This window comes from Pseudarthrobacter adonitolis (assembly GCF_055412845.1).
The window spans coordinates 159,925-176,647 of sequence record NZ_JBVAYW010000004.1 but is presented as its reverse complement, the minus strand read 5'-3'; the positions used below and the strand labels follow the sequence as shown (position 1 = coordinate 176,647).

Genomic DNA, 16,723 nt, shown 5'->3' with positions numbered 1-16,723 from the left:
CGACGACGAAGGCCGGCACTTCCCGGTGTGCGGGTTGTGCCGGCCTTCGCATTTATTCAGGTGAAGCCGATTCAGATGGTGCCGTCAAGACGGGAAGGACTACTTCTTGATCCAGCCCAGGGTGGACCAGTCCGGAACCTGGGAGAGGCTCTGGAAGAGGGCCGGGCCGTAGTTGGCCAGGCCGGTGCGGACGAAGGAGATCTCCGGGCCGTTCATCACAACACCCATGGAGAAGTACTTCGCCATGTGTTCCTTTTCAACCTCCATGGCTGCCTTGTTCCGCTCAGCGTTGTCCTCGATGGAGGCGAGATCGGCGATCTTCTTGTCCAGCTCGGCATCGCCCAGGCCGTTTTCGTTGACCTTGGAGTCGTAGTACTGCTTGACGGCGTCGGTGGCATCCGGGCCGACGGTGTAGCCGGAGACGCTCATGTCGAAGTCGCGGCCGCCGATAACCTTGCCGAAGTCGGCCGAGGCGCGCTGGTCAATGCCAACATCCATGCCGCCGGCCTGGAGCTGCTTCTGCAGGGTCTGGGTGAAGGCAAGGGTGGTGGGGTCGTCACCGAAGTTGCTGATCTTGAAGGCGGCGGGCTTGCCGTCCTTCTCCATGATTCCGGCGGCGTTGGGCGCGTAGCCGGCGTCGGTCAGGACCTTCTTGGCAACGTCCGCACCGGTTTCCTTCACCGGGTAGTTGTCCTGGTAGTAATCCGAGAACGGCAGGACCATCATGGAGCCGGAGCTGGGCTCTTCCCAGTTCAGGCCATTGAAACGGACCTTGCGGAGGGCTTCGCGGTCAACTGCGGCGAAGATGGCCTCGCGGACGGCGACGTCGGTGATCTTCTGGGCGTTAATGTTCATACCACCGGCGAAGAGGCGCTGGCCACGGCGGACCTCGGAGTCCTTGGTGCCCTCAAGCTGCTTGTACAGCGCGATGGTGTTTGCTTCCACGCCATCGATCTCGCCGTTTTTGAAGGCGGCGACCTGCGCGCTCAATTCAAGCTGGCGGAAGGTGACGCTCTCCAGAACCGGCTTGGTGCCCCACCACTTGTCGTTGGGAACCAGCGTCACGGTCTTGGCTGCGGTGTCGTACTGGTCCAGCTTGAAGGGGCCGGCCATCCACTCGGGGTGGAGGTTGCCGTTGAAGCCCTCGTTAAAGATCTCGGGCGTGTTCACGGCCGGGTGGATCAGGCCGAAGAAGAGCGCATCCAGCGGGTAGACAGGCCGGGAGGTCTTGACGATGACTTCCTTGTCGCTGCTGCCGGCCTCAACCGACTCAACGAACTCGTAGGCCCCGGAGCTCACGATGTCGTAACCGGCATCCGGGCTCTTGAGGATGTCCCAGGTGTTCTGGAAGGCCTTGACGTCGATCGGCGTGCCGTCGTTGTACGTGGCCTTTTCGTTGACCTTGATGGTGACGGTCTGCTTGCCGTCCACCACCTTGCTCTCCACGGACTCGCAGAAGTCCTTGTTCGGTGTTGCCTTGCCGACGAAGTCGAGCTTCCAGCAGCCGCCGATTCCGCCGCTGTTGATTGCCACCGGGTTCATCGGGATCTGCAAGGCGGAGTTGTCCGCGCTGTTGCCGTTGTTGGAGAACCCGTTGAAGTCCGGCCCGATGTCGCCAAGCGGCAGGGTGACCTTGCCGCCGGGCTCAAGATCGGCGGCGGGCTTCTCATTGATGCTGATGAGCTTGGCCAGGTCGCTGCCTGCCCCGTGCCCCTGAGCGGTTTCCGGTCCGGTGGGTGTTCCTCCACCGCCGCAGGCCGTCAGCGTCAGGGCTGCGGCAATGGCCGCTGCGCCGCCGATCTTGGTCAGATTCCTCATGGTTTTCCCTTCATAGGTGCGAGTGATGCTTGTGATGGGTCGAAAAATCTAGGGTGCGTGGGGTTCCGCCGTCTCGTGGATTACCAGCATGTGCTCGTCCAGTTCACCGTCCGGGAAGAAGCAGGCGAACTGCTGGTCCGGTGCGGGCACCGGGCCAGCCTCCAAAACCTGAACTGCCGGCGCAGGCTGCACGGCTTCCAGCGGGGGCTCCAAGGTCAGGCACTGCTCCTGCTTCGCAGCGGGAAGCGCCGCGAAAACGGGGCAGCGCGTGGCGAAGTTGCAGCCCTTCGGGGCATCCAATGGGGACGGGAGGTCCCCTTGGAGGATGATCCGCTCCCGTGTGCGCTCGAACTGCGGGTCCGGGACAGGGATCGCGGACAGCAGGGCCCGCGTATACGGGTGGCGGGGGTTGTCGAAAACCCGGTCAACCTCACCGATCTCCACGATCTTGCCCAGGTACATCACCGCCACCCGGTTGGAAATGTGGCGGACCACGGAGAGATCGTGGGCCACCATCAGGTAGCTGAGACCCAGCTCGGCACGGAGCTTGTCCAAGAGGTTGATCACGCCGGCCTGGACCGAGACGTCCAGCGCGGATACCGGCTCGTCCAGGACCACCAGCTTGGGGTTCACGGCCAGGGCCCGGGCGATGCCGACGCGCTGCCGCTGGCCGCCGGAGAACTGGTTGGGGAACCGGTTGACGTGGTCCGGCTGCAGGCCCACCAGTTTCATTAGTTCCATGATGCGTTTTTTGATGTCCGGCTTGCTGAGTCCGGCGTTCTGGAGCGGTTCGGCCAGGACCTCGTAGACGGTGAAACGGGGATCAAGGGCGCCGGTGGGATCCTGGAAAACCATCTGCATCTCCCTGCGCATGGCGCCTTTGGTCTTGGCGTCGGCGGCTTGTTTGTTGCTGATGCCGCCGATGATCACCTCGCCGTCCTGGTCCTTATGGAACTCCATGATTTCCAGCAGGGTGGTGGTTTTGCCCGAACCGGACTCCCCCACGATGGAGAAGCATTCGCCTTCGCGGATGTCGAAGCTCAGGCCGTCCACGGCCTTCACGGTGCCGATGCGCCGCTTGAGCAGCGCGCCCTTGGTCAGCGGAAAGTGCTTACGGACATCCTTGAGTTCCAGCACGGTTGAGCGTTCCCCTCGGGGGATGAGGTCAAAGCTGGAGACCGGGACCGGCGGGGCGGAAAAGATCTCGTGGACATCCACGTCCGCGCCGAGGGAACCGGATTTGATGCACGCCGCCTGGTGGTAGCCGCTGCCCGGAACCGGGCTCAAGGAGGGCTCCCCGTCCAGGCAGGCATCGGTCACCAGCGGGCATCGCGGCGCGAAGGAGCAGCCGGTGGGGGTGTGGAGGAGGTTCGGCGGAATACCGTCAATGGGGACCAGCGAGGATTTCTCCGCGACGTCCACACGGGGCACCGCCCCGAGCAGGCCCATCGTGTAGGGCATCCGGGGATCGTAGTAGATGTCATCCACGCTGCCGGTTTCCACCGGCTTACCGGCGTACATCACCATGATGTCGTCGGCGATGCCCGCCACCACGCCCAGATCGTGCGTGATCATCACGACGGCGGCACCCGTTTCCTCCTGCGCCGTATGCAGCACCTCAAGCACCTGGGCCTGGATGGTGACGTCCAGGGCCGTGGTCGGCTCATCCGCGATCAGTACGCGCGGGTTGTTGGCGATGGCGATGGCGATCATCACGCGCTGGCGCATGCCGCCGGAGAACTCGTGCGGAAAGGCCCTGAGCCTGTTCCTGGGGCTGGGAATGCCCACCATCGCCAGGAGCTCGACGGCGCGGGTTTCCTTCGCCGTTTTGCTCATGCCCGGGTTGTGGATGGTGAGGGCCTCGGTGATCTGGGTTCCCACCGTGTACACCGGGGTGAGGGATGACAGCGGGTCCTGGAACACCATAGCGAGATCATTGCCGCGGTAGGCACACATGGCTTTGTCGCTAAGGCCCAACAGTTCCTTGCCCTTGAGCCTGACCGAGCCGGAGATCTCGGCAGTGGCGGGCAGCAGGCCCATGATGGCCAGCGACGTTACCGACTTGCCGGACCCGGACTCCCCCACGATGCCCAGTGTCTTGCCGGGCATGAGGTCGAAGTTGACGCCCCGAACCGCATGCACAGCCCCGTTTTCGGAGTTGAAGCTGACGTTCAGGTCCCGGACGGACAGCACGGCGTCCGACGGCGAGTGGAGACCGGCGATGCGGAGCCGCTCGGCCGTTGCGGGGGCCGGGTCAGCCGGCTCGACGAAGGTGCTCATTTGCTCTTCTTCTCTGCGCTGTTCTTCTTGGTTCGGCCAACCGAACTGGAGCTCGGGTCAAAGGCGTCGCGAAGGCCATCGTTCATCATGGCCAAGGATCCCGTGAGCAGGAACATCACGGTGAGCGGGACCCAGAACATCCAAGGAAAGGTCTGGACCTGGGACGTGGCACCGCCGATCAGCACGCCGAGGCTCACTTCCGGCACCTTGATGCCGATGCCGATGAAGGAGAAGGCCACTTCGGCCAGGATGGCCCCGGTGACGCCGCGGGTGATGTCCAGGACCAGCAGCGACCCGATGTTGGGGACCAGGTGCCGCCACACGATGCGCCGCGGCGGGACGCCCATGTACTGGGCCGCCTTGACGAAGTCCCGCTGCATCAGCGACATGGACATCGAGCGGATAAGCCGCGCGGTCCCCATCCAGCTGAACACCAGGAGCACGATGATCAGCAGGAGCCAGCTGGGGAGGTTCTTCTTCAAGCCGTCCCCTCCGCCGCTGGTGGCCACCGCCACCACCAGGAGGGCAGGCATCATGATGAGCGCTTCAAGGACGAAGAGCATCACCTTGTCCACTTTTCCGCCGAAGTAGGCCATGGTGCAGCCGTACACCGCGGCGACCAGGACGGACACGAGGCCCACAATCAGGCCGATCAGGATGGAGATCCTGGTGCCTTCGACGGTCATGGCGTAGAGGTCGATGCCCGCCTGGGACGTGCCCAGGAAGTGGTCACCGGAAGGCGGCATGCCGATGTTGAAGGGGTCGATGGTCTCCTTGTCCCAAGGGGTGAAGAACCCGCCGACGAAGGAGAAAATGGTCAGGCCCAGGAAGATCGCCAGCCCTGCGACGGCCGTCTTGTTCCGCATAAAACGGCGGAAAATGATGGTGGACTTGGCGATCACCACATCGGCGCTTTCGAGGTGCGCGTCCTGCGCGACCGCTGCCGGATCAATGGCGTTGAGGTTGGTCATGGCTACTGCACCCTCACTCTCGGGTCCACAAGCGTGGTGGCGAAGTCGGCGAGAATGGCGCCCAGGGCGAAGATGACCGAGCCGTAGGCGAGGGTGGCTGTGGCCGCATTGACGTCCTGCAGCGAGATGGCGTCAATGCTCCAGGAGCCCACTCCGGGCCAGGCGAAGATCTTCTCCGCGAAGAAGCCGCCTGCGAAAATGGCCGGGATGGTGAACGCGATGCTTTGGGCGACCGGGATGAAGGAAACCCTGAGGGCGTGCCGGGTGATGGCCTGGTTCCGTGTCAGCCCCTTGGCACGCGCCGTCCGGACGAAGTCCGCATTGACGTTATCCAGCAAGTACTGGCGCTGCGCGATCTGGTACGAACCCCAGCCGACGAGGGTGATGGCGATCGTTGGAACTGCATAGTGGGCCACCATATCCACAAACTGCGCCCACCCGGGTTGCATGCCAGGCGTGGAGATGCCAGTCACGAAGAAGATGCGCTCCCCGACGGTTTCGTTGATGTTGATGGCACCGAGCTGGACCAGGAAGTAGGCAATGGGGGCGGGCACGATGTACGCGAGGTAGCTGTAGGAGGTGATCGCCCGGTCCTGGAACTTGTACTGCCGGGCCGCCGAGTACACCCCGAGGGCGACGCCGATGACGAGGGTCAGGACGATGGATGCAAGGAAGAGCCGGGTGGAGATCCAGACTCGGTCCCCGAATTCAGCGTTGATGAAGGCGCCGTTGGGGCTGCGTCCCCAGTCCCAGCGGGTCACGATCCCGGTGAGCCACTCAACGTAGCGCTCCCATGGGCTAAGGTCCGGGTCCAGGCCTTTCAGGCGCATGGAGTTGGCGACCTGCTCGGGTGTGGGCCGGGGAATCCGCTCCTGTTCGAGGAGCGCTGGCTTGAGCGAACTAACCGCCAGGAAATAGCCGGCAGACGTGGTCAGGAAAATCATAAAAACGTAGGTGATGCCGCGCTTGGCGAGGTACCTGATCATGTGGCAGCTACTTCGGGATCTTTGCCACCAGGACTACGGGCGAACACTCCAAGGGATCACCCTGGGCTGGCAACGGATTTCCTGCCTTCACTACATCCACGTTCCAGATCCTTCCGATTTCCCGGCCAGCAACGGGTCTCGCCGCCAGCGGGTCTCCACCAGCGTGTCGCCGGTCTCCCGCGACCTGCGCAGAACAAGTCCGGGTGGACTATGTTGCGGGTCACATTCCAGAGGAAACTACCACAGAGTAGTGTCCGAAATGCGGGCACCTGAGCGGAATCCGTGCGCTCCGTATCAGATTGTTATGAATAATTCAGTGGAATTGATTTGACTGGACGATTTGCGGGATTTAGGGGTACTCTACGGCCCGCGGACCACCCGCGTGACAAGTTCCCGCCAGGAGTCAGTCAGCCGCTCGGGCGCCAAGCCCTTGACGCGGACGGCGTGCAGGAGCCGGTCCGGATCCAGCGTTGCGGTCAGGGACATGGCCATCAGCAACGGGTCCGCGTCCATACCTTCTTCCCGGAGGAGGTGCTCGATATGGCGTTGCCACAGCATGACTGCCGGGACCTCATAGCGGCTGTGGGCCGAAGACTCGGCGGCCCTCGCCAGGTCCCCATGCTCCATCACATACGCGATCCGCTCCGTACCGAAGGCGATCAGCCGCTCCAGCCCCGGAGCGCCCGGCCCCAAGGGCGGCGGGCCGAACATAAAGCGGGCCTGGAAGGCGGCCTCGGAATCGCTCAAAAGAGTCATCATCAGCCCGGCGCGGCTGCCGAACCGGCGGAAGACGGTGCCCTTGCCTACGCCGGCCCGCTCGGCCAGCCTGTCCATGGTCAGGGCATCCGCGCCACACTCAGCAATCAGCTCCCGCGCCGCGCCCAACAGCCGCTCACGGTTCCGCGCAGCGTCTCTGCGCTCAGCGGGCGGGCCGTAGAGCGAACCGGGCAGCAGCGGGATAAAGCTCACAGTCCATATCCTAGTCCCGGGAATAATAATCGGACTACGGTCCGTTTAGTCCATGAAGGCACCAAGCCTCCACCCTTCCACCGGCCAGCGGCCCCATCCGCAGCCCGACCCCAGGAGTCCGTATGTCGAAGAGCACCGTCCTTACCCTTGTTGGCAGCCTCCGCGCCGAATCCACCAACCAGAAGCTGGCCGAAGCCATCCAGCTGAACGCTCCCGAGCAGGTTGACGTGGTCATCCACGAAAGCCTGGGCAACATCCCGTTCTACAACGAGGACATCGACGTCGAGGGCAAGGTTCCCGCCGCTGCTGCCGCCCTCCGCGCCGCCGCCAATGAAGCCGACACCCTTATCCTGGTGACCCCGGAGCACAACGGCACGGTGCCCGCTTCGCTGAAGAACGCCATCGACTGGCTGTCCCGCCCCTTCGGCGCGGGCGCCCTCTCCGGCAAGCCCACCGCCGTCGTCGGTACCGCATTTGGCCAGTTCGGTGGCGTGTGGGCACAGGACGAAGCCCGCAAGGCAGTGGGCATTGCCGGCGCGCTGGTGCTTGAGGACGTCAAGCTTGCCGTTCCGGGCTCCATGGTCCGCTTTGCCGAGCTGCACCCGAAGGACGACGCCGAGGTAGTGGAGCAGATCAAGGGCGTCTTCGACGCACTCGCCGCCGCCCAGCCGGCAGCGTAAGGCAGCCGCACGCAGCAGCGCCAAGCAACCAAATGCCCCGAGCACCGAAAGGTGTCCGGGGCATTTGTTATCTCGCCGTGAGCAGGAAGGGACTAGAGCCCGCGCACGTGACCAAGTCTTATTCCAACCGGTACCGCGCGGGCATGTTCAGGGTTGAGGGAGCGCCGTAACGTTAAATGCACGGAAAGCATTGGGCACGGGAACGCGGTGCGGACATGGCAGGCAGGCGGAGCGCCGGAAAGCTGATGGCGACGGCGGCAGCACTCACGCTTCCGCTGTGGCTGGGATCCTGCGCCCCAACCGCCAACCCGTCTGCCGGCAGCAGCGTCGCGGCCGGCGCAACCACCATTGAACGCTCTGACCGCGCCCAGCCGCCCCTGGTTCCGATTCCCCAGCCGCAAGCACCCCCACCGGCCACCGCTTCGCCCGCGGAAGCCACCGGCCCGTCCGCCGCTTCGCCGCCCGAGCCTTCAAGCCACGCGTCCGGCGGGGCTCCCGGAACACCGGAGCGGAGCCCGGGCACCGCTCCAGCGTCCGGGCCGGCTTCGACCGGGACTGCCGCGCCCGGCGGCGGAGCCGCACCCAGTACAACTACGGCCGCCGCGGCAAGCCCATCGCCGGCCCCGGAGCCCTCGGCGCCGCCCCCGGCCGTGCCGGCTACTGGCCAGTCCGCCGGATCACAGACGGTGACCGCCTACTACGTACTGCTCGACGACGGCGGGGCCGGAGGTGTGCGCTTTGGCTGCAACGACAGCCTGGCCGGCGTCCGCCGCACCGTGGCCGGACCCGCGGAACCGTTGGCCAACGCCATGCGCGCCCTGCTGGACGGCGCCGCAGAACCGACGCCCGGGCTGTACAACTCCCTGTCCGGCTCAACCCTGACGTTCCTGTCCGGCACCTTCGACGGCACGGCCGTGACGGTCTACCTATCCGGCTCGGCCCGTCCCGCGGGGGCGTGCGACATCCCCCGCATCGAGGCCCAGCTCACGCAGACTGCCGTCGCCTCGGTAGGCGCCATCCGCGCCGAGGTCTACGTCAACGGCGTGAGGCTCGTCGAAGCACTACGCCTCAACTAGCGCGATTTGATCAACAGATGTTGCACGATTGGCAACTGTCGGCTGTATCCTGAGGGTGTGACCCACGAAACACTTGATGCCGGCGCAGTGCAGCTACCGGCCGAAGCCATTGATGCCATCGAGCGCGCGGCCACGTCCGCCCACCGCGCCGCCCATCCCCACGAGGCGCTGTTTTCGGAGCGCGCAGCCAACATTAAGCAATCAGCAGTGCGGGACGTTTTTGACATCTCGATGCGCCCGGGGCTGGTGTCCCTTGCCGGGGGCAGCCCATACCTGCAATCCCTTCCGCTTCAGCGGCTGGCCGCCACGGCTGCAAGCATCATCGCCGACGAAGGGCTCACCGCCCTGCAATACGGCGGCGGGCAGGGCACGGAAGAACTGCGCACCCAGATCTGCGAGGTGATGGCGGCAGAAGGAATTCTGGACGCGCTCCCGCAGAACGTGGTGATCACCGCAGGCTCCCAGTCGGCCCAGGATGTGGCCACCAAGGTCTTCTGCAACCCAGGGGACGTGGTGCTGGTGGAAAGCCCCACCTATGTGGGCGCCCTCAATACCTTTGAGGCCTACCAGGTGGAGGTGGCCACCGTGGAGATGGACGACGACGGCCTGGTGCCTGAGCTGTTGGAGGCCCGGATCGCCGCGCTCCAGACGGCTGGGAAGAACATCAAGTTCCTCTACACCATCCCCAACTTCAACAACCCCTCAGGGATCACGCTGGCACAGGAACGCCGCCAGCGGGTTGTTGATATATGCCGAAACGCGAATATTCTGGTGCTCGAAGATAACCCCTATGGGCTCCTCCGGTTCGACGGGGAGCCGCTGGCACCGCTCCGCGCGGCAAACCCGGCTGATGTCATCTACATGGGGTCCTTCTCCAAGATCTTTGCCCCCGGTCTGCGCATCGGCTGGGCTCTGGTCCCGGAGCACCTCCAGCGGCGCTACTATCTGGCGTCCGAATCTGTCACGCTGTGCCCTCCGACCCTGAACCAGATGCTCGTGTCCGCCTACCTCCGGGACTATGACTGGAGGGGCCAGATCGAGACCTACCGCGGGCTTTACGCCGAACGGTGCACGGCCATGCTCGCAGCCCTGGACGAACACATGCCTGCGGGCACCAGCTGGACCAGCCCGGAGGGCGGCTTCTTCGTCTGGGTCACGCTGCCGGAAGGCGTGGATACCTATCCCCTGCTGCAGAAGGCGATCGATGCCGGCGTCGTCTTTATCCCGGGGGCTGCCTTCACCTCGTCCGATGCGCCGTCCAATAAGCTGCGGCTCGCGTTCAGCGCGGTGCCGCCCGACGCCATCAAGGAAGGTGTCCGCCGCTTGGCCCCGGTACTGCGCGAGGCCCTTACAGCGCTGTAACGTTGGCCAGACTGAGTGTGGTCAAGAATTCATACCGAACAAGGAGTACAGCATGAGCGGAATTATTGTCGTGGGGGTTGACGGCAGCGGAACTGCCAAGAAGGCAGCCGAAGCTGCGCGGGATCTCGCCGCCGCTGTGGGCGCCTCGCTGCACGTCGTCTCAGCCTTCGACAGCCACCGCACCGAGGTCTTCGGCTCGGGCAGCGACCAGTGGATCGTTTCCGACGCCGACGGCGCGGAGCACGTTGCCAAGACAGTGGCCGAGGCCCTGGCCGGTTCCATCAAGGTGACCTACTCGGCGGCCCGCGGCAAGCCTGCCGACGCGCTCATCAAGGAAGCCGAGCGCCTGGGCGCCACGATGATCGTGGTAGGTAACCGGCGGATGCGCGGCATTGGCCGGGTGCTGGGCAGCGTCGCCAACAGCGTGGCCCACAACGCCCCCTGCGACGTCTACATCGCCAACACTTACGACGCCGACTAATTGACAACGGGACACCATGCACCAGCCGCACCGCGGCGGTGCATGGTGTCTCGTTCTCACCCCTATTAAGGCCGGTTTCAGCACCCGCCAGGCGATAAAATGGGGGTGCCCTCCACGGAGCGGACAACGACTCTCCACTCCAGCCAAAGGGACCCCTTGATTACTCTTCAGCGCCGCCAACTCGTAGGCCACGACATCCTTCTGGCCCGGCGTTCGCAACATCCGCTGCCTTAGCCGGCGCCATGGGCGGGAATCCCGAGATGGCCGAGATGCTGACCGCCTACTCCGCCTACGGTTACTGATACTCAGGCCTACAGCTAGAGGAACCAGGCGCGCAGGAGCCACCACAGGCCGGCCATCACCAGCCCGCCAAACAGCGATCCGGCCACCACCTGCGCGAGGGTGTGTGCGCGGAGCACCACCCGCGACCAGCCGACGGCCGGAATCAGCAGCACCAGCGGCAGCCACGCCGGCCCCAGCATCAGGACGGAAATAGCTGCCGCCGACGACACCGCGGCCGCGTGGCCGCTGATCTTCCAGAAGGGGCTCACGGCGGCCAGCACAATGATGCCGGCGACGATGGCCAGCACCATGACCATCACGCTTCGCGGCGCACCGGTGGCTTGCAGCACCACCAGGCCTGCGAGCACAGACCCTAGCGCCATCAGCAGCACGGGCGCGCGCTGTTTGCGGTTGCTGACGTGGTGGTCCGTAACCTTGCCCAGCCTCACGAGCCCGAGGAGCACGAACAGCGGCAGCACGCACACAAACAGCGCAGCCAAGGCTCCGTATCCGATGGTGCCTGGGAATCCGGCCTCGACCACAGGGCTGATAAGTAGCTGAAGCGTCACCACCACCGGCGGTTGGAACACCTCTGTCAGCCATCTGGCTGTCCGGTTCCTGGACTGAATGGCAGCTTGGTTCAAGGTATCGATTCTCGTGGTCCCGGGGTCCCTAATCCAGCAGGAGCGCCGGCTCCTCAAGGATCGCGGCGACGTCGGCCATAAAGCGGGCGGACAGGTCACCGTCCACCACGCGGTGGTCAAATGAGCCGCCGAGCGTGGTGATCCAGCGCGGAATGACTTCGCCGTCCAGGACCCAGGGTTTCTGCTTGATGGTTCCGAAAGCAACGATTGCCACTTCGCCCGGGTTGATGATCGGCGTTCCCGTGTCGATCCCCAACGCCCCGATGTTGGTGATGGTGAGCGTTCCACCCTGCATTTCGGCGGGCTGTGTCTTGCCCGCCCGGGCCGTGGTGGCCAGGTTGTTCAGTGCCAGCGCCAATTCCTTGAGCGACAGGTCCTGCGCGTCCTTGATGTTGGGAACCATCAGCCCGCGAGGGGTGGCTGCGGCGATGCCCAGGTTCAGGTAGTGCTTGACCTGGATCTCTGCGGCGTCGGTCCCGTCCACGTTGTCCACCCAGGTGGCGTTGACGCTGGGGTTCCGTGCGGCGGCCCAAATGACGGCCTTGGCAAGGATCAGCAGCGGCGAAACCCTGATTCCCTCAAAGTCGCGTGAAGCCTTCAGTCGCTTGACGAATTCCATGGTGCGGCTGGCATCAACATCAACAAAGATGCTCACGTGCGGCGCCGAGAAAGCCGACTCCACCATCGCCTTGGCCGTCGCCTTGCGGACGCCCTTGACCGGAATTCGTTCAATCCGCTGATCCTGGGGCTTGCCTGCTTTGCCCCAGAACCCCTCAGCCTGATCCAGCTCTGCATCGCGCTGGGCCTGGTAGCTGACCAGGTCCTCGCGCGTGACTTCGCCGCGCGAGCCGGTGGCCACTACATCGGCGAGATCGATCCCCAGATCCCGGGCGATCTTGCGGACGGGAGGCTTGGCCAGGACGCGGTTCACAAGGCCTGTGATCGTTCCGCCGAGGGTGGGACGGGTATCGACGGCTTCGGTCTCGACCCGCTCAACCACCGGGGTGCCGGTGATTGAGCCTGGGCCCACGACCGCCGGGTTCACTGGCCGAGCTTGCGAGGTTAGGGAGCGGTTGGGGAGCGAAATCCCCGCATGTTCGACCACCGGAACCGGGGCGGCGGGTGCCGCCTTCCGGGGACGGCGCTTGACGGCGTCGGCCTTAGGGCCCGATCCCACCAGCGGGCCGCCGGCCAGGGCACTGCCTGAGGTGCCGGCGTCGTCCGCGGGAAGCTTGCCGTACAACGGCTGGACCGGAGTGGCAGGAGCCGGGACATCGGCCGGCGTCGGGTCGCCGGAGACGGCGTCAGAGACGCTGATGATGGCGGTTCCGACGTCGATGGTCACGCCCTCGGGAACCAGCAGCTCGGTGACGGTGCCGGCGAAGGGGGACGGCAGCTCAACGAGCGACTTGGCGGTCTCGATCTCGCACAGGACGTCATTGATGGCAACGGTGTCCCCCGGCTTGACCTTCCAGGAGACGATTTCCGCCTCGGTGAGGCCTTCGCCCACGTCGGGCAGGTTGAACTTGTTCAGAGTCATGGTGTCCTCTTTCGCGGCAAGCGTGAGCGGGAAGCGTGAGCGGGAAAAGTGCCGCGCCTAGTAGGCCAGGGCGCGGTCCAGCGCCTCGAGGATGCGGTCGATGTCGGGGAGGTAGTCTTCCTCGACCTTGGCCACCGGGTACGGCATATGGAAGCCGCCCACACGGATCACGGGAGCCTCCAGTGAGAGGAACGCCCGTTCGCTGATCCGGGCTGCGATCTCTCCGCCGATGCCGCCGAAGGTCGGTGCCTCATGCGCCACAACTAGCCGGCCGGTCTTCTTGGCGGACGCCGTGACGGTGTCGAAGTCGATCGGCGAAATGGAGCGCAGGTCTATGACCTCAATGCTGTGGCCGTCCTCGGCAGCGGCGTCGGCAGCGGCAAGGGCCACCGGCACGAGCGGTCCGTAGGCTACCACTGTGGCGTCCGTGCCCTCGCGGAGCACATGCGCTTTGAAGGGATCGGCCGAAGCGCCTGGTGAATCCGTGTCGACCTCGCCCTTGAGCCAGTAGCGGCGCTTTGGTTCGAAGACGATCACGGGGTCCTGGCACTCCACCGCCTGCCGGATCATCCAGTAGGCGTCGTGGGCGTTGGACGGCGTGATGATCCGCAGGCCGGCAGTGTGGGCGAACAGCGCCTCCGGTGATTCCGAATGGTGCTCAATGGAGCCGATACCGCCGCCGTATGGGATCCGGACGACCACGGGAACGGTGAGGTTGCCGTTGCTGCGGGCGTGCATCTTGGCCAGCTGGGTGGTGATCTGGTTGAAGCCGGGGAACACGAACCCGTCGAACTGGATCTCGCAGACGGGCAGGTAGCCGCGCAGGGCAAGGCCGATGGCCGTGCCGATGATGCCGGACTCCGCGAGGGGCGTGTCCACCACACGGTCCGCGCCGAACTCCGCAAGGAGGCCGTCGGTGACGCGGTAGACGCCGCCCAAGGCACCGATATCCTCGCCCATGAGCAGGGTCCGCGGGTTGTTGTCCAGGGTGGCGCGCAGGCCCTCGTTAATGGCCTTGGCTATGGTCATGGTGGTCATCAGCGGGCCACTCCTGTCGATGCTTCATCGGGGTCCGTGCTGTCGCGCTCCGGCGTTTCGGCGAACCCTGCGCTGTAGTCCTCAAACCAGGCCAGTTCCTCGGTTACCAGGGGGTGGGCCTCGACGTAGGTGTTGGCGAAGGCCGTCCTGATGTCCGGGGTCTCGAGGTCGTAGGTGGTCTTGCGGACGTAGGCGGCGAGTTCGTCGCCGTCGGCCTTGACCTGTTCAAAGAACGCGTCATCGGCCAGTCCCTCGGCCCGCAAGTACTTTTCCAGGCGGTCAAGCGGATCCTTGGCCCGCCACAGGGTTTCTTCGGCGGATTCCCGGTACTTCGTGGGGTCATCAGCCGTGGTGTGCGCACCGACGCGGTATGTGAACGCCTCGATCAGCACCGGGCCCTTGCCCTCGCGGGCATGTTCGAGCGCCCACTCGGTCACGGCGTGGACGGCGATCGCATCGTTGCCGTCCACCCGGATTCCCGGGAATCCGTAACCCTTGGCACGGTTGGACAGCGGAATGCGGGTCTGCACCGAGCTGGGAACGGAGATGGCCCAGTGGTTGTTCTGGCAGAAGAACACCACCGGCGCGTTGTAGGAGGAGGCGAACACCATGGATTCGTGGACGTCACCCTCGGAACTGGCGCCGTCACCGAAGTAGACCATCACCGCGGCCTTGGGCTCGGCCGGCCGGTGTTCCGCCCCATCCGCGGCGACTGCAGCGGCCGCGAGCTTCTGGTCCCGCTGGATCCCCATTGCGTACCCGACGGCGTGCGGTGTCTGCGCGGCGAGGACCAGGGTGTAGAGATGGAAGTTGGTGTCCTTCGGGTTCCAGCCACCGTTCGAGACGCCGCGGAACTGGCGCAGGAGCTCAGCGAGGTCCACATTGCGGGTCAGCGCCACGCCGTGCTCGCGGTAGGTGGGGAAGATGTAGTCCTGCGGCTGGCTGGCCCGCCCGGAGCCGATCTGCGCAGCCTCCTGGCCGGTCAGCGGAACCCACAGCGCTAGCTGGCCTTGGCGCTGGAGTGCGGTTGCCTCTACATCAAAGCGGCGGATCTTGGCCATGTCAGCGTAGAAGCCCCGTAGCTTTTCACCGTCCAGCCGATCCGCATACGCAGAGAAGACCGGGTCTGTCCCCAGGGTCCCGTCAGGCGCCAACAACTGCACCATAGGCTCGGCCGGGCTGCCCAGTTGGGCTTCGGCCTCAGCCTCGAGTTGGTCGTCTGCCGCTGTTTCATCGAACTCGGTGGAGGGCAGATGTGTGGCGCCCATACCGTCTCCTTGCTTGCCGCATGCGGATGCATTGCAATGTCGCTGGGATATATGCCGCTGGAGGAATGCATTCCCCTGTGGGCATATATATTGGCTTACTGATCCTTACTTTATCTTCAGTAGGTGCCGCTCCTGATGCATGTTAAGCGCTAGGAACGTCGTGGCGGCTTTGTATAGTTTGCACAGACCTCGAGGAACCGGCTGTTGGCCTCTGCCTCGCCGATGCTGACCCGCACGCCTTCACCACCGAAGGCGCGCACCGAAAGCGCCTGTGCGCCCGCCAGTTCGGCAAATTCCGAGCTGTTTTCGCCCAGGTTCAACCAGACGAAGTTGCCCTGCGCTTCGGGCACAAACCAGCCGAGCTCACGGAGCCCGGAGGTTACCCGGGTGCGTTCGTCCACGATGCTTTGTACCCTTTCTACAACCAGCGGGTAATTCTGCAGCGAAACAATGGCGGCCTGTTCGGCGATCTGTGACACGGCGAATGGCGTGGCCGCGACGCGCAGGTACTGGGTCAGCCCGGGGTTCGAGACGCTGTAGCCCACGCGCAGGCCCGCCAGCCCGTGCGCCTTGGAGAACGTCCGGAGCACCACAACATTCGGGTATTTGCGGTACATCGCGATGCCGTCCACGGCATCGTTGGCGCGGACGAACTCCTGGTATGCCTCATCAATAACCACCACAACGTCGGCCGGGACAGACTGGATGAACCGCTCCGTTTCGGCAGTGGTCAGGATGGGACCGGTCGGGTTGTTCGGGGTGCAGAGCAGGATGACCCTTGTGCGGACCGTGACGGCTGCAGCCATGGCATCCAGATCGTGGCGTCCCTCTGCCGTCAGCGGGATGCGGACGCTTTCCGCGCCCACCAGGCCCACGCTGATGGGATAGGCCTCGAAGGAGCGCCACGCATAGATCACTTCGTCCGCTTTGCCGTCGTCGTTCTGGCCCGCGAACGTGGACAGCAACTGGTTCAGGGCGCCAAGGCTTCCGGCTCCCGTGACAATATCCTCGGCCGGCACCGCCAGGAACTCGGCGAGCGCAGCACGAAGCTTGCTGCTGAGAGGGTCGGGGTAGCGGTTGAAGTCCGCCTGGTTGGAAATCGCCTCCAGCACCGCCGGAAGAGGGGGGAGGGGGTTCTCGTTGGAGGAGAGTTTGTAGCTGGCCAGCCCATCCACGGCGACGGGAGGCTTTCCTGCGGCGTAGCGGGGAAGCCGGCCAACCACGGGGCGCGGCCGGATTTCGCCAGGCAGGATGTGTGATGAAGTCATGCAAACTAGCCTACTTCGCCTGAACGGCACGGGCCGGGCGGGCGCCCAGCCGGGCTCAAG

14 protein-coding genes are annotated in these 16,723 nt (G+C 64.8%); 4 read left to right on the top strand and 10 right to left on the bottom strand.

Going from position 1 to position 16,723, the window contains the following annotated elements; all coding sequences use genetic code 11:
- Nucleotides 1-99: 99 nt before the first annotated feature.
- The 5 genes from ACZYZ4_RS06930 to ACZYZ4_RS06910 form a co-directional block, all read right to left on the bottom strand.
- A complete protein-coding gene (locus tag ACZYZ4_RS06930) occupies nucleotides 100-1,818 on the bottom strand; it encodes an ABC transporter family substrate-binding protein (protein ID WP_463859377.1) in 1,719 nt (572 codons plus the stop codon).
- 48 nt (nucleotides 1,819-1,866) lie between these two features.
- On the bottom strand, nucleotides 1,867-4,098 hold the full coding sequence (locus tag ACZYZ4_RS06925) for an ABC transporter ATP-binding protein (RefSeq protein WP_463859375.1): 2,232 nt from the start codon (nucleotides 4,096-4,098) through the stop codon (nucleotides 1,867-1,869).
- Entirely contained in the window at nucleotides 4,095-5,069 is a 975-nt protein-coding gene (locus ACZYZ4_RS06920; RefSeq protein ID WP_463859373.1) for an ABC transporter permease, read from the bottom strand. Before ACZYZ4_RS06920 ends, ACZYZ4_RS06925 begins: the two co-directional genes overlap by 4 nt.
- A 2-nt stretch (nucleotides 5,070-5,071) precedes the next feature.
- The gene (locus ACZYZ4_RS06915) at nucleotides 5,072-6,055 is read right to left on the bottom strand and encodes an ABC transporter permease (RefSeq protein WP_463859371.1); all 984 of its coding nucleotides are present in this window, start codon (nucleotides 6,053-6,055) and stop codon (nucleotides 5,072-5,074) included.
- Between the two features lie 360 nt (nucleotides 6,056-6,415).
- Nucleotides 6,416-7,024 (bottom strand): TetR/AcrR family transcriptional regulator, encoded by a 609-nt coding sequence (locus tag ACZYZ4_RS06910; protein WP_463859370.1) that lies wholly within the window; start codon nucleotides 7,022-7,024, stop codon nucleotides 6,416-6,418.
- A 122-nt stretch (nucleotides 7,025-7,146) separates the two neighbouring features.
- Here ACZYZ4_RS06910 and ACZYZ4_RS06905 point away from each other — a divergent pair, with 122 nt between their 5' ends.
- From ACZYZ4_RS06905 to ACZYZ4_RS06890, 4 genes are all read left to right on the top strand, one after another.
- Nucleotides 7,147-7,704 carry an NAD(P)H-dependent oxidoreductase gene (locus ACZYZ4_RS06905; RefSeq protein ID WP_463859368.1) on the top strand — a complete coding sequence of 186 codons (558 nt, stop codon included), beginning with the start codon at nucleotides 7,147-7,149 and terminating at the stop codon, nucleotides 7,702-7,704.
- A 215-nt stretch (nucleotides 7,705-7,919) separates the two neighbouring features.
- On the top strand, nucleotides 7,920-8,780 hold the full coding sequence (locus ACZYZ4_RS06900; RefSeq protein ID WP_463859366.1) for a GerMN domain-containing protein: 861 nt from the start codon (nucleotides 7,920-7,922) through the stop codon (nucleotides 8,778-8,780).
- A gap of 57 nt (nucleotides 8,781-8,837) precedes the next feature.
- On the top strand, nucleotides 8,838-10,142 hold the full coding sequence (locus tag ACZYZ4_RS06895) for an aminotransferase-like domain-containing protein (protein ID WP_463859364.1): 1,305 nt from the start codon (nucleotides 8,838-8,840) through the stop codon (nucleotides 10,140-10,142).
- A gap of 52 nt (nucleotides 10,143-10,194) precedes the next feature.
- Complete coding sequence (locus ACZYZ4_RS06890; RefSeq protein ID WP_463859362.1) at nucleotides 10,195-10,623, top strand: universal stress protein; 429 nt, start codon at nucleotides 10,195-10,197, stop codon at nucleotides 10,621-10,623.
- Between the two features lie 317 nt (nucleotides 10,624-10,940).
- Here ACZYZ4_RS06890 and ACZYZ4_RS06885 read toward each other — a convergent pair whose 3' ends face one another.
- The 5 genes from ACZYZ4_RS06885 to ACZYZ4_RS06865 all read right to left on the bottom strand — a co-directional run bounded on the left by ACZYZ4_RS06885 (nucleotide 10,941) and on the right by ACZYZ4_RS06865 (nucleotide 16,663).
- Nucleotides 10,941-11,549: a phosphatase PAP2 family protein gene (locus ACZYZ4_RS06885; protein ID WP_463859360.1), complete on the bottom strand. Its 609-nt coding sequence runs from the start codon at nucleotides 11,547-11,549 to the stop codon at nucleotides 10,941-10,943.
- A gap of 28 nt (nucleotides 11,550-11,577) precedes the next feature.
- Entirely contained in the window at nucleotides 11,578-13,089 is a 1,512-nt protein-coding gene (locus ACZYZ4_RS06880; RefSeq protein WP_463859358.1) for a dihydrolipoamide acetyltransferase family protein, read from the bottom strand.
- 57 nt (nucleotides 13,090-13,146) lie between these two features.
- Nucleotides 13,147-14,127, bottom strand: a complete 981-nt coding sequence (locus ACZYZ4_RS06875; protein ID WP_463859356.1) for an alpha-ketoacid dehydrogenase subunit beta — start codon at nucleotides 14,125-14,127, stop codon at nucleotides 13,147-13,149.
- Complete coding sequence (locus tag ACZYZ4_RS06870; RefSeq protein ID WP_463859354.1) at nucleotides 14,127-15,395, bottom strand: thiamine pyrophosphate-dependent dehydrogenase E1 component subunit alpha; 1,269 nt, start codon at nucleotides 15,393-15,395, stop codon at nucleotides 14,127-14,129. The genes ACZYZ4_RS06875 and ACZYZ4_RS06870 overlap by 1 nt, the downstream gene beginning before the upstream one ends.
- 149 nt (nucleotides 15,396-15,544) lie before the next feature.
- Nucleotides 15,545-16,663, bottom strand: a complete 1,119-nt coding sequence (locus ACZYZ4_RS06865; protein ID WP_463859352.1) for a histidinol-phosphate transaminase — start codon at nucleotides 16,661-16,663, stop codon at nucleotides 15,545-15,547.
- Nucleotides 16,664-16,723 lie beyond the last annotated feature (60 nt).

Excerpts from the sequence above, each read along its gene's own strand:
- ACZYZ4_RS06920 (WP_463859373.1), bottom strand. The coding sequence starts at position 5,069 with ATGACCAACCTCAACGCCATTGATCCGGCAGCGGTCGCGCAGGACGCG.
- ACZYZ4_RS06900 (WP_463859366.1), top strand. The coding sequence starts at position 7,920 with ATGGCAGGCAGGCGGAGCGCCGGAAAGCTGATGGCGACGGCGGCAGCA.
- ACZYZ4_RS06905 (WP_463859368.1), top strand. The coding sequence starts at position 7,147 with ATGTCGAAGAGCACCGTCCTTACCCTTGTTGGCAGCCTCCGCGCCGAA.
- ACZYZ4_RS06930 (WP_463859377.1), bottom strand. The coding sequence starts at position 1,818 with ATGAGGAATCTGACCAAGATCGGCGGCGCAGCGGCCATTGCCGCAGCC.
- ACZYZ4_RS06890 (WP_463859362.1), top strand. The coding sequence starts at position 10,195 with ATGAGCGGAATTATTGTCGTGGGGGTTGACGGCAGCGGAACTGCCAAG.
- ACZYZ4_RS06875 (WP_463859356.1), bottom strand. The coding sequence starts at position 14,127 with ATGACCACCATGACCATAGCCAAGGCCATTAACGAGGGCCTGCGCGCC.
- ACZYZ4_RS06865 (WP_463859352.1), bottom strand. The coding sequence starts at position 16,663 with ATGACTTCATCACACATCCTGCCTGGCGAAATCCGGCCGCGCCCCGTG.
- ACZYZ4_RS06925 (WP_463859375.1), bottom strand. The coding sequence starts at position 4,098 with ATGAGCACCTTCGTCGAGCCGGCTGACCCGGCCCCCGCAACGGCCGAG.
- ACZYZ4_RS06870 (WP_463859354.1), bottom strand. The coding sequence starts at position 15,395 with ATGGGCGCCACACATCTGCCCTCCACCGAGTTCGATGAAACAGCGGCA.
- ACZYZ4_RS06915 (WP_463859371.1), bottom strand. The coding sequence starts at position 6,055 with ATGATCAGGTACCTCGCCAAGCGCGGCATCACCTACGTTTTTATGATT.
- ACZYZ4_RS06880 (WP_463859358.1), bottom strand. The coding sequence starts at position 13,089 with ATGACTCTGAACAAGTTCAACCTGCCCGACGTGGGCGAAGGCCTCACC.